This is a genomic window from Maribacter sp. TH_r10 (assembly GCF_033101095.1).
GTDB classification, from domain to species: Bacteria; Bacteroidota; Bacteroidia; order Flavobacteriales; family Flavobacteriaceae; genus Maribacter_A; species Maribacter_A luteus.
Genome location: NZ_JAWMPY010000001.1, coordinates 165,973 through 179,443 on the forward strand (window position 1 = coordinate 165,973; position 13,471 = coordinate 179,443).

Sequence of the window (13,471 nt, forward strand, 5' to 3'; positions counted from 1 at the left end):
TTTTATTATGGCAACTGTTTTTCTATCTAGTTGTGACAATGATCCATCGGTTTCCGAGATTGAAATTGCGCAAAACTGGACCTTCAAAAATACCCAAGACACGCTTTGGAACCGCGCTACCGTTCCAGGAACCGTTCACACCGACCTAATGGAAATCGGGGAAATTCCCGATCCCTATTATCGGTTGAACGAACACGACCTGCAATGGATAGATAAAAAGGACTGGGAGTACAAAACAAATTTCAACCTTACCAAAGAAAACCTAGAAAAACAGGAAATAGAACTTGATTTTTCAGGTTTGGACACCTACAGTACCGTTTACCTGAACGACACACTGATCTTAAAGACCGATAATATGTTCCGTACCTATTCGGCCGGGGTAAAATCGAAATTGAAAGAGGGTAATAATGTTTTACGAATCGTATTCGAATCGCCAATTAAAAAAGGATTGGAGAAATACGATGCCTTGGGCTATAAAATTCCCGTATCGGACAATGACCTTGCAAATATCGGTAAGGTAGAAGGTGATAAACAAGTGAGCATTTTTACCCGAAAGGCAGGTTACCATTTTGGCTGGGACTGGGGACCACGTTTGGTCAGTTCCGGTATTTGGAGACCTATAAAACTGCGTAGTTGGAACCACCATAAGATCGATGACCTTTATATTAAACAAGACACCTTGGCCCAAAGTGCCAGCCTAACGGCTCAAATTGAATTGAGTGCCAATGAAATCAACGAAAAATCGGAAATTGAAATCCTTGTCAATGATTCCATAATCAAAAAACAAGAAGTTGCGTTAGCGGTAGGAAAAAACAAGTTCAATATTCCTTTCAAAATAGAAAATCCGGAATTATGGTGGCCCAATGGCATGGGTGACCAAGTATTGTACAATATCGAAGTTAAAGTTATATCTGACTCCTATATCGACCGAAAATCACATCAAATAGGCCTTAGAACGGTAGAACTGGTCAGGGAACCCGATGCCTACGGAACATCATTCTATTTCAAGGTAAATGGGCATCCCGTATTTATGAAGGGGGCCAATTACATTCCCCAAGATGCCTTTTTACCCCGTGCAAAAAAATCCAACTACGAACACATCCTAACCTCCGCCAAGGAGGCCAATATGAATATGCTCCGCGTTTGGGGCGGTGGTATTTATGAAAACGACGAGTTTTATCAAATGTGCGACGAAATGGGGCTTCTCGTTTGGCAAGATTTTATGTTCGCCTGTGCCATGTTCCCTGGCGACCAAGACTTTCTTGACAATGTTAGGCAAGAAGCCATTGACAATGTGAAAAGGCTGCGCAACCATACATCAATTGCCCTTTGGTGCGGCAATAACGAGATTCTTTCGGCTTGGGAAAATTGGGGCTGGAAAAATCAGGTCGCAGAAAATCAATCTCCCGAAATTTCGGATACCATTTGGAAGGCCTATGATGATATCTTTCACAAAATACTTCCGGAAGTGGTTCAAAATTTCGATGGTAACCGCGCCTACTGGCCATCATCCCCTGAAAGTGATTTCGGGGAACCGGAATCCTTGGATAAAGGGGATGCCCATTATTGGATGGTGTGGTGGGGCAAAGAACCGTTCGAAAAATACACCACTGAAATTCCCAGATTTATGTCTGAATACGGATTTCAGTCCTTCCCAGAAATGTCAAGCGTTAAAAAATACACCATTCCAGAAGATTATGACATTTATTCAGAGGTTATGAAATCGCACCAAAGATCAAGCATTGGTAATGAGACCATTGAGGAATATATGCTACGCCACTACAAACGACCAAAAGATTTTGAAAGTTTCCTATACGTTAGCCATCTTTTACAGGCCCATGGGATTAAAGTTGGCATTGAGGCCCACAGAAGAAACAGGGATCGCTGTATGGGAAGTTTATACTGGCAGATCAACGACTGTTGGCCAGTAGCCTCTTGGTCCAGCATCGATTATTATGGTAAATGGAAGGCCCTTCATTACGAAGCAAAAAAATCTTTTGAAAATTTCTTGGTCACTTTCGAAGAGCAGACAGACAGTCTAAAGGTACACATCGTGTCCGATTCCCTGCAACCACTTAATGCAAAATTGAAGCTTCGCCTGCTCGATTTCGAAGGTAATGAAATCAACCAATGGGAAAAAGAGGTTGTTGTGGCACCCAACCGGTCCCAGTCCTATTTTACAATTCCAAAAAGGGATTTGGTCAACAGAACAGTTTCGAAAAATGTACTTTTACAGGGTGAATTGATCGTTGATGAGAAGGTGAAAATGGAGAATGTACATTATTTCTCCCCTTACAAATCCCTCGATTTTCCCAATCCGGAACTTTCTTTCTCGATAAAGGAAAATACCGATAGTTTTGAAGTAACTTTGAGTACCCGAAAATTGGCCAAGAATGTATTTCTATCTACTGGATCCGATGCCAATTTCTCGGATAATTATTTTGATATGCTACCGAACACCAAAAAAACCGTCTCCATCGAAAAGAATGAAAACGACGATTTAGATTCATTTAAAAACAATCTTAAGGTGATAACCTTGGTAGATACTTATGAAACGGATATTTAGTTAAATCAGTCACGATAAAGTTCCATTCAACCCGAAAAATGAAATTGAAAATGCACATGAAACCAATTAAAAGCTTAATCATCCTATTGTTTATCTCCTCATTTACGACCCTTTTTGCACAGGAAAAGGTATTTGCCGATCTACTTCAAAATATTGATTCAAGGGAAAAAGTTTCTTTGAACGGCTTGTGGGATATCATAATTGACCCGTTGGAGAATGGCTATTACAACCACAGGTTACAACCCATGGATAATGGGTACTTCAAAAATGCCAAAATGCAATCGCCTTCCGATTTAATAGAATACGATTTTGACACCAGTTACCAGATTATGGTACCAGGAGACTGGAACACCCAAATGGAAAAACTGTATTATTACGAAGGTACCGTATGGTATAAAAAAGATTTTGACTACACCGCCAAAACCAACGAATTGGTCTATCTCTACTTTGAAGCCGTTAATTACGAAGCAATCGTTTACCTAAATGGAGAACGAATAGGTGCCCATACAGGTGGCTATACCCCTTTTCAGTTTGAGGTTACTGATAAGCTGAAAGAGGGGAATAATTTTGTAGTCGTGAAAGTGGACAATAAACGTAAACGTGAAAATGTACCCACGGTCAACCAAGATTGGTGGAACTACGGTGGCATTACCCGATCCGTTCATTTGATCTCAACACCTAAAACCCACATAAGCGATTATTCCATTCAATTGGCAAAAGGCAGTACCAACAACATTGAAGGTTGGGTAACCGTCGAAAATAGCACGGATGACGATAACGTGGAAATCAGTATTCCCGAACTACGTAAAAATGTGAAATCCGTTATTAAAAACGGAAGGGCGAATTTTTCGATAAAAGCAAAACCCACCCTATGGGAGCCGAAAAATCCAAAGCTTTACGAAGTAACCATAAAAACAGGGGCCGATAAACTTACCGATGCCATCGGTTTTAGAACCGTATCTACCCAAGGATCCAAGATATTACTAAACGGGAAGGAAATTTTCCTTAAGGGCATAAGTATTCACGAAGAAGCCCCATTTAAAACTGGTCGGGTAACCTCTAAAGAAGAATGCAGGATATTGTTGCAATGGGCCAAGGAACTAGGGTGCAATTATATTCGTTTGGCCCACTATCCCCATAGTGAGACCATGGTTCGTGAGGCTGAAAAAATGGGCTTTATGATCTGGTCGGAAATACCTGTGTATTGGACCATCTTATTCGACAATATGGATACGTATGCCAATGCAAAAAACCAACTAACGGAAATGATTTCCCGTGACAAGAACAGGGCAGCGATCCTTATGTGGTCAGTGGCCAATGAAACCCCTGAGGGTGAGGCCCGACTTTCGTTCTTAAGTAACCTTGCCAATGAGGCCAGAAAATTGGACAATACACGATTGATAACCGCCGCCTTGGACACCCAGAGTGAGGGAGAAGGCGGCAAAATGATCGAAGATCCATTAGGTGAAGCTGTGGATGTTATCGGGATAAACCATTATTGTGGCTGGTACGTTGACGAACCGCAAAAATGTTCTTCGGTAAAATGGGCAAGTGCTTACGACAAGCCCATGATCATGAGCGAAGTTGGCGGTGGTGCGCTCTATGGCTTACATGGAAATAAAAATGAACGGTGGACCGAAGAATACCAAGCCGATGTGTATAAGACCAATATTGAAATGATGCGGAACATTGAATTTTTGTCAGGATTATCCCCTTGGATCTTAATGGATTTCCGCTCCTCAAGAAGACCTTTAAAACGAATTCAAGAAGATTTCAATAGAAAAGGCCTAATCTCTGAACAAGGCATGAAAAAACAGGCTTTTTATATTCTTCGCGATTACTATCTCAAAGAAAATAATTAAGCTTATTTATCGCATTGAACCTTGGTGATTGCTATCCGTTTTAGCAATGATCAAGGTTTTTTTTCGCCATATCCTTAACATAATTACGTTTAATCAACAGAAAACACTTTTTCAACCCTGCATTTTTCTTATAGGTTTCTTACCTTTCAGAAGTAGCTCCCGGGCACTAGTAAAAACCTAAAGACCAACCGTATGAAATCCTTGCAGTTAATTCTCCTTGCCTTACTCATCATTCCATTATCCGTACAATCCCAAAAACGTAAAAAGAAGTCAGCGATTCCTGTAATCACCGTGCAGGATTCCATGTTCCATGGACTCAAATGGCGTAATATAGGTCCGTTTCGTGGGGGCAGAAGTGTAGCCTCGACCGGAGTTGTAAAACAACCGATGACCTATTACATGGGAAGTACCGGTGGTGGGGTCTGGAAAACCGTTGATGACGGTATTACTTGGAAGAACGTTTCTGACGGATTTTTTAAAACGGGAACGGTTGGCGATATAGCCGTTTCCGAAAGTAACCCGAATATAGTCGTTGTCGGTATGGGCGAACATGCCGCCCGTGGGGTCATGACCTCTATGGGTGATGGCGTGTACAAATCTAATGATGCCGGTAAAACTTGGCAACATATGGGTTTAGACCATACGCGACATATCTCCGACATCATTATTCACCCGACCAATCCAGAAATCTTATTTGTTGCGGCACAAGGAGCCCAGTACGGCCCAACTCCGGATCGTGGTATTTACCGTTCAATGGATGGTGGCACTACTTGGGAAAAGATCTTATTCGTAAATGACATCACAGGAGCTTCTTCTCTATCTATGGACATGAAGAACCCTTTGATCCTATATGCGGCCATGTGGCAGCACCAACGCTTTCCTTGGACCATAACCTCTGGAGGAAAAGATTCCGGCTTGTACAAATCAACCGATGGAGGGGATACTTGGAAAAAAATGAAAGAAGGATTGCCCAAAGAATTCGGTAAAGCAGGAATTTCTGTTTCAAGGGCCAATCCTGAACGCGTATTTGCCGTCCTTGAGGCCGAAGGTGAGAAAGGAGGCGTTTATCGCTCTGATGATGCCGGTAAAAAATGGACGCAAGTAAACAAAGATCGAATCAATATTGCCCGATCATGGTATTACATGGAAATTTTTGCGGATCCACAGGATGAAAACTTGGTATATGTACTCAATGCCCCAGTAACAAAATCCATCGATGGGGGAAAGAGTTTTAAACCTTTACCAACACCTCACGGGGACAACCATGACCTTTGGATCAACCCGACCGATAACAATAAAATAATCAATTCGAATGATGGCGGTGCCAATGTTTCGAATAATGGGGGAAAGACCTGGAGTTCCCAGCAATATCAACCTACCTCACAGTTCTACCGCGTAATAACTGACAATTTAGTGCCCTACAATATTTATGGCGGCCAACAAGACAATTCGGCCATTGCGATTGCCAGTAGAACCAACGACCAAGGAATCGATTGGAAAGACTGGTACTCCGTCGCTGGTTGTGAAAGTGCCTATTTGGCCTTTGATCCCGATAATCCTGAAGTGGTTTTCGGAGGTTGCTATCAAGGAATCATCGAGAAATGGGTTCGGGCTTCTCGTGAAGGAAAACCCATTAAGGAATATCCCGAATTAGCCCTCGGAAACGCTCCTGAAGATTTTAAATTCCGATACAACTGGAATGCCCCTATTATAAGTTCCCCACATAAAAGAAGCACCATTTACCATGCGGGAAATGTGGTTTTCAAATCTATGGATAACGGAAATAGCTGGGACATTATCAGTCCAGACCTTACCCGAAACGATAAATCTAAACAAGGGCCTGGTTCAGGTCCGTATACCAATGAAGCCGCTGGCGGTGAAAATTATAATACCATTATGTACTTGGTTGAATCTCCCCATGAAAAAGGGGTACTATGGGCTGGTAGTGATGACGGACTTATACATCTTACAAAAGATGGAGGCCTGAATTGGACCAATGTAACCCCTCCGAATTTAAAAGAGGGAATCGTGAACAGTATTGAGGTATCACCACATGATCCAGGTACAGCCTACGTGGTAGTGATGCGTTACAAGCAAATGGACCTTAAACCTTATATTTTTAAGACCTCGGATTACGGAACCACTTGGTATAATATAACAAATGGTATAACTGGTGAACATACGTTCGTACGGGTGGTTCGGGAAGATAAACGCAAGAAAGGTTTGCTCTATGCCGGTACGGAAACCGGTTTGTTCATTTCATTGGATGACGGACAAAATTGGCAACCTTTCCAGTTGAATTTGCCTATTGTTCCAATCAATGATTTGATCATTCAGGATAATGATTTGGTAGCCGCCACAGCCGGTCGTTCTTTTTGGATTCTAGATGACCTTGCGCCCATTCAGAATATGGATTCTCCAAAAAAACAAATCAGTATTTTCAAACCCAAAGATACTTACCTGATATTTGGTGGGCATACCGATAAACCCGTTCCTGGACTTGGACAAAACCCTAAATCCGGAGTAACGTTCGATTACTATTTAGATACCGATGCCGATAGTTTGGATTTGAAATTAGAGGTTTTGCACAAAGGCAAAACCATAAGAACCTATACGAACAAAAAACCGAAAGATTTTAAATCATGGCCCGGTGGCCCATCCAAACCAGAAACACTTCCATCCAAAAAAGGATTCAATAGATTCACATGGGATTTCAGAAAAGAAAATCTACCTGCTGTAGACAAGGTTTTCGTATACGGTAGTTATGCAGGATCACGAGTGGGTCCAGGCACCTACCAATTAAAACTGACCGTAGACGGATTGACATCCGAAACAGAAGTTACGGTAATGAAGAATCCAAAGGTAGAAGGTACAACAGCCAACTACGAGGAACAACAAACTGTTTTGGGACACATTGAAAGTGGTATAAAAAGTATTCACGAATCGGTTACATCCATGCTATCGGCAAAAGCACAATTGAAAAGTTACGCCGAGTTGCTGAAAGGCAATGATAAGGCCGAAAAACTATTGGAAAAGGGCAAATCATTAATTGAGCGTATTGAAACCTGGGAAGGGAAATTAATACAACCCAAACAAAAAACTTTTCAGGATGTAATCAATTTCAATAACCGACTCAATGCGGAATTTATGGAGCTAAAGAGTTATGTGGATGTTGCGGAACCTAAAGTGACCCAAGGGGCTAAAGAGCGACTTAAAGACCTTATGGCCGAATGGAAGACTTATGAAAATGAAAGAAATGCCATCGTAAACGATGAAATGGAAGCATATAACAAATTATATAATGACTTAGGATTGCCAGCCATAATCCTAAATGAATAAAAAAAGATGACTGTTGAAAGTTTATAAATCAAAAATAGGAATAGGCCTAGTGCTCGTTATTGTCTTGGTTTTTATTATTAGTTCCTACAACCTGATATTGGATAAAAGTTGGGGCGGACTTTTATTCATGACCCTTACCGCTGCCTTTATTGCCCACCTTTTCCATCAGACCTATTACACCATTGACGGTAATATACTGAAAGTGAAATCGGGGTTTCTTTTGAAACAATCCTACGAAATAAGCCAAATAACAAGGATTACCGAAACCCATAATCCTATTAGTGCCCCAGCCGCATCGTTGGATCGATTGGAAATAAATCTGGACAACGGTAAAAATGTCATCATATCCCCAAAACTTAAATATGATTTCATTGATGACCTCAAAAAAAGGAACCCGAAAATAAAAATTGAACTTAGAACCAGATCAAAGGCCAAGCAATGATAAAACCTTTTATAGCCGATAAAACTTTCAAAGGGCAGGATTTCAGTAAAAACCGCCTTCAAACCGGGGAGTACGAAAACTGTATTTTCAGTAATTGCAATTTCGCAGATGGTTATCTCGACAACCAGAATTTTACTGAATGCGAATTCATCGAATGTAATTTGAGCAACACCAATGTTGTCGAAACGGTCTTCAATGATGTTCTGTTTACACAATGTAAAATACTAGGGGTCAAATTCAATCAATGCAACAAATTCATAATGTCCTTCAGTTTTTCTGACTGTATATTGAATTTCTCCTCTTTCTATACCATGAAATTGCCCAAATTCAGATTTGACCATTGCAAATTGATCGATGTTGATTTTACCGAAGCCGACCTTACCCAAGCCATATTCCAATCCTGTGATTTGGGAAAAGCGGTATTTAACAATACCATATTGGAAAAGGCCGATTTCAGTACTGCTTACAATTATAAAATAGACCCTGAACAGAACAAAATAAAAAAGGCACGTTTTTCCAAGGAAGGGTTAGAGGGCCTGTTGTTCAAGTACGACATTCAAATCGACGATTAATATACCAATCGTTCGTAAACCGATATTTCGTATATTGCTATGAACTAAAGTGTTATTGTATGAAATTATCCACTATACTTTTACTATGCTTTTCGGTAAGTTGCTTTGCCCAAAACACAATGTCTTTTTCTGATAACGACATACCACCTAAAGCTACCTTGGAAGATGTTTCTTGGGTTACAGGCCATTGGAAAGGAGAAGCCTTTGGTGGCATTGCCGAAGAAATATGGAGTCCGCCCTTGGGAGATTCCATGATGTTCGTATTTAAACTGGTAACCGAGGGTAAGGTACAATTCTACGAAGTGGGCCATATTCAACAGCGCGATGAAACCTTGATATTACAACTGAAACATTTTCATGGTTCGTTGAAAGGATGGGAAGAAAAAGATGAAACCGTAGATTTTAAACTGGTTAAGTTAGAAGGTGACAAAATTTATTTCGATGATTTCACCATAGAAAGAATAAGCGAAAACGAAATAAACATGTATGTCGTCGTTGGTGATGAGGATGGATCTTCAAAAGAAGTAAAGTTCAATTATAAAAGGGAGCAATAAGATGCAGAGAAAATGTTTGGAATGTGGTACCGAGGTCAAGGGGCGTATAGACAAAAAATTCTGCTCTGACCATTGCAGAAACGCCTATAACAACAAGATCAACAAAGTCAGCAAAAACCTCATCCGGAATATAAATAACCGACTGCGTAAGAATTACCGTATTTTGGATAGCTTTCCGTTAAAAGACGGCAAAACGAAAACCACCAGAACCCGGTTGATGAACAAAGGTTTCGATTTCGAATTCATCACTAACCTTTATACCACCAAAAAAGGCACTACTTACTACTTTGTATACGACTTAGGATATTTGCCGTTGGATAACGATTATTATATGATCGTTAAACGGGAATAGATCACTTCCAATTATGTCCGCTAAGTTTTAATGCGGCAATAACCACATCTTTACGGCTTATTTGCCCAACTACCAGTCCGTCTTTCATTACGGGCAACCTTCTGCGGTTATGCTTATCAAAAATACCCGCTGCATCAAAAATGGAAATATCATGAGGTATGGTCTCTACCTCTTTAGACATATATTTCTCAACGCTTTTATCGAGAATCGGTTGATTAAAATACCGACTTTCTGAAATTTGCTTCATACAATCCGCTTCCGAGATTATTCCAACCAAAAAACCATTATCGTCCAATACCGGTCCACCGGAAATATGATGGGACGCAAACTGTTCCATAACCTCTAAGATAGATTGCTCCGGTGAAAAAGTAACCAACTTGGTGCTCATATAATCCGATACCAAAATAGGGGCATCAAACTCTTTTTTTATTGTCTTTCTAATTCCTTGAAAACTTTTGATAGCCATATTCTTGTCATTTAGGTTCCTTTTAAAGATAGAAAAAAATATCGGAAAGGATAAAGTGATCGATATGACTGAAGAACTTTCGATTATTTCATACTTTTAAAGTCCAAGTATTTATTATGAAGCGATTTACAAAAGTAATTACCCTTTTACTCATTCTATTTGCTGTTTATTGGAGTTTTAAATCGGCCATGCCATCCTATCATGAAGATGCCACTGCCCCTTTGACCGAGTTCTCTACCGACCGGGCCTTGACCTATGTTGAAAAAATGTCCAAAGAACCGCATGCCGTGGGTTTCCCCGCCCATACCACAGTACGCAATTATATTATTTCCGAATTAAAGTCAATGGGCTTGGAAACCACCATTCAAGAAGGCCATACAGCAGGGGATTGGGGTAATTTAAGTAAGGCGACCAATATACTGGCCCGTATTAAAGGTTCCGGGAAAGGAAAGGCCCTTCTACTACTTTCCCACTATGACAGCAATCCACATTCCTCTTTGGGAGCCAGTGATGCCGGTAGTGGGGTCGCAACCATATTAGAAGGTGTACGCGCCTTTCTGGCCAGCAATAAGCAACCAAAAAACGACATTATTATATTGATCTCAGATGCCGAGGAATTGGGACTTAACGGTGCCGATCTGTTCGTAAACGGGCATCCTTGGGCCAAGGAAGTAGGACTTACCTTGAATTTTGAGGCACGTGGCAGTGGCGGACCCAGTTATATGTTGGTCGAGACCAATCGGGGAAATGGAAAATTAATTAGTGAATTCATAAAAGCCAATCCAGAATTTCCCGTAGCTAATTCCCTGGTCTACAGTATTTATAAAATGCTCCCCAATGATACCGATCTGACCGTTTTTAGGGAAGATGGGGATATCGAAGGATTAAATTTCGCATTTATCGATGATCATTACGATTATCATACCGTTCGTGATTCTTATGAACGATTGAACCGGAATACCCTTGCCCACCAAGGCAGCTATCTAATGCCTTTGTTATATCATTTTGCGGACGCCGATTTAAATAACTTAAAGAGCCTGAACGATCTCGTCTATTTCAACGTGCCCTTTTTTAAAATGGTTTCCTATCCCTTTGAATGGATTTGGCCCATGTTCGCCTTGGCCTTATTGTTTTTTGGGGTATTATTAGTAAATGGTTTCCGAAAAAAAACATTGGATGCGCGTCAATCATTACTAGGCTTTGTCCCCATGTTGATCACTTTGACCATCAATGGCATCGTAGGCTATTTCAGTTTTAAGGTCCTTAAGTGGTTGTATCCGGCGTATGCGGATATTTTACATGGATTCACCTATAACGGCCATACATATATCGCTGCATTTGTACTTTTCTCCTTGGCCATTTGTTTTTGGGTGTATCATAAGTTCAAACATATTAACACCCCCAACCTCTTGGTTGCCCCTATTATAATTTGGTTGGTCATTTGTGGATTGGTAGGTACATATTTACCAGGGGCAAGCTTTTTCATTATTCCCCTATATGCCCTATTGGTTTCGTTCATGGTAATTATCAACCAAAAGAACCCCAGTGCATATTTACTGGTATTCTTAGCCTTACCCGCCCTCTTCATTTATGCTCCCTTTATAAAAATGTTCCCTATTGGACTGGGATTGAAAATGATGGTTGCCACTACCCTATTGACCACTCTAACCTTTTATCTGCTTCTACCGGTATTCGGATTTTACAAGAACAAGCATCGATTGGGCATATTGGGTCTTCTACTTTTTATGGGTTTCATGGTATCTGCCCATATAAATTCCGGCTTTAATGAAGAAAATGCCAAACCGACCAGCCTTTTATATGTTTATGATGCCAACAGCAACAATGCAAAATGGGCGACTTATGAACAAGTGATATCCGATTGGACATCCCAATACATAGGTGATACAAAAAAGGTTCCCGAAAAACTAGCCGACAAAACCATTAGTAGCAAATATTCATCTGGGTTTACCTATGTTACCGATGCGCCGATAAAGGAAATAATCGCACCCAAGATAGAAACAACCTTGGATACCCTTATTGGGAACGAACGTGTTTTGGAACTCTGCATAACACCACAACGTAACGTGAACCGGCTAGAAGTCTTTACGAATACCGTAGAGATTAAAAAAGCCGTGGTCAATGGTATAGAATTAAGCGAACATTACTTGACCCATAGAAAAAATGGCAAATTGGTCACACATTATATTAGCAATAATGAATACACCGAAATTCGATTGACATTACCAAAGGACACCCCATTGGAATTGACTTTATATGAAGCCTCTAACGATTTGCTTACGAATCCACAATTCACGATACCCGAGCGGCCCACGAATAACATCCCTATGCCATTTATATTGAACGATGCCATTTTATGGACAAAAACCCTTTATTATGAATAGGTCTGTTGCCATTATGGGATGTGGATGGTTAGGACTGCCATTGGCCATCACATTTATTGAGCAAGGTTACAAGGTCTACGGAACCACAACCTCTGAAGATAAAATTAATGACTTAGAAAAGGTAGGGATCGTACCATATACCATAAAGCTGTCCGAAAATGGCCTAGAAGGACCTATTGGGGAAGTATTGGAAAACACTGAAATCCTCATTATCAACATCCCCCCAAAATTACGTGGTGCCAATGCCGAAAACTATGTGCATAAAATGAAATATCTTAAAACTGCCATAGAGAGTTCAAAAATCAAGAAAATCATTTTTATCAGTAGTACATCGGTCTATGGGGAAGACCAAGGAAAAATTACGGAGTGCACTCCTCCATATCCAACTACGGAGGCTGGTGCACAATTGTTGGTATCAGAGTATTTATTTAGACGAATACCTGGTATTGTAACCACCATTATCCGTTTTGGGGGCCTAATCGATAAAAACAGGCATCCTATCAACATGCTTTCTGGTAAAGAAGGTTTACGCAATGGCAATTACCCTGTCAATTTAATTCATTTAAATGATTGTATCGGCATCATAACATCTATTGTAAATAAACAATGGTGGGGCGAAACCTTCAACGCTGCATACCCTTTGCACCCTCCTAAAAAAGAATACTATCAACAATTAGCCGATCAAAAAGGACTTATTTCACCAAAATATGATCCAAATTCAAGTTTTTCAGGTAAAATTATAGATTCAAGTAGGCTAATTCTTGTTAAAAAGTACGTTTTTCTTACTTCAATTTACAATTAATACACCACAAAAATTACACATTTCACAACAATTATGGGCATATTTTGTTAATACACCTTCGTTAAACAGGGGTTTTATCGATAAAATGCATAACTTTAAGTAAACCATAAAATT

10 protein-coding genes are annotated in these 13,471 nt (G+C 40.4%); 9 read left to right on the forward strand and 1 reads right to left on the reverse strand.

From position 1 onward, the window contains the following. Window positions 1–7 precede the first annotated feature (7 nt). The 7 genes from R3X28_RS00705 to R3X28_RS00735 all read left to right on the forward strand — a co-directional run bounded on the left by R3X28_RS00705 (window position 8) and on the right by R3X28_RS00735 (window position 9,687). Window positions 8–2,566, forward strand: coding sequence for a beta-mannosidase (locus R3X28_RS00705; protein WP_317661666.1), 2,559 nt, complete (start codon window positions 8–10; stop codon window positions 2,564–2,566). Between the two features lie 56 nt (window positions 2,567–2,622). After that, window positions 2,623–4,428, forward strand: coding sequence for a glycoside hydrolase family 2 protein (locus R3X28_RS00710; RefSeq protein ID WP_282055531.1), 1,806 nt, complete (start codon window positions 2,623–2,625; stop codon window positions 4,426–4,428). Window positions 4,429–4,620: 192 nt separating this feature from the next. Continuing rightward, entirely contained in the window at window positions 4,621–7,767 is a 3,147-nt protein-coding gene (locus R3X28_RS00715) for a VPS10 domain-containing protein (protein ID WP_317661668.1), read from the forward strand. Between the two features lie 13 nt (window positions 7,768–7,780). Then, window positions 7,781–8,209 (forward strand): PH domain-containing protein, encoded by a 429-nt coding sequence (locus tag R3X28_RS00720; RefSeq protein ID WP_154365613.1) that lies wholly within the window; start codon window positions 7,781–7,783, stop codon window positions 8,207–8,209. Further along, window positions 8,206–8,781 (forward strand): pentapeptide repeat-containing protein, encoded by a 576-nt coding sequence (locus tag R3X28_RS00725; RefSeq protein WP_154365615.1) that lies wholly within the window; start codon window positions 8,206–8,208, stop codon window positions 8,779–8,781. Before R3X28_RS00720 ends, R3X28_RS00725 begins: the two co-directional genes overlap by 4 nt. A 59-nt stretch (window positions 8,782–8,840) precedes the next feature. Further along, window positions 8,841–9,335 (forward strand): DUF6265 family protein, encoded by a 495-nt coding sequence (locus R3X28_RS00730; RefSeq protein WP_154365617.1) that lies wholly within the window; start codon window positions 8,841–8,843, stop codon window positions 9,333–9,335. A gap of 1 nt (window position 9,336) precedes the next feature. Beyond that, window positions 9,337–9,687, forward strand: a complete 351-nt coding sequence (locus tag R3X28_RS00735; protein ID WP_154365619.1) for a hypothetical protein — start codon at window positions 9,337–9,339, stop codon at window positions 9,685–9,687. Window position 9,688: 1 nt separating this feature from the next. Here the strand turns inward: R3X28_RS00735 and R3X28_RS00740 are convergent, their stop codons facing one another. Further along, window positions 9,689–10,153: a CBS domain-containing protein gene (locus R3X28_RS00740; protein WP_154365621.1), complete on the reverse strand. Its 465-nt coding sequence runs from the start codon at window positions 10,151–10,153 to the stop codon at window positions 9,689–9,691. A gap of 116 nt (window positions 10,154–10,269) precedes the next feature. On the opposite strand from R3X28_RS00740, the gene R3X28_RS00745 reads away from it, so the two are divergent. Together R3X28_RS00745 and R3X28_RS00750 are read left to right on the forward strand one after the other, a co-directional pair. Further along, the gene (locus R3X28_RS00745; RefSeq protein ID WP_317661677.1) at window positions 10,270–12,555 is read left to right on the forward strand and encodes a M28 family peptidase; all 2,286 of its coding nucleotides are present in this window, start codon (window positions 10,270–10,272) and stop codon (window positions 12,553–12,555) included. After that, window positions 12,548–13,357 (forward strand): SDR family NAD(P)-dependent oxidoreductase, encoded by an 810-nt coding sequence (locus R3X28_RS00750; RefSeq protein WP_317661679.1) that lies wholly within the window; start codon window positions 12,548–12,550, stop codon window positions 13,355–13,357. The genes R3X28_RS00745 and R3X28_RS00750 overlap by 8 nt, the downstream gene beginning before the upstream one ends. The last annotated feature ends 114 nt before the right edge of the window (window positions 13,358–13,471 follow it).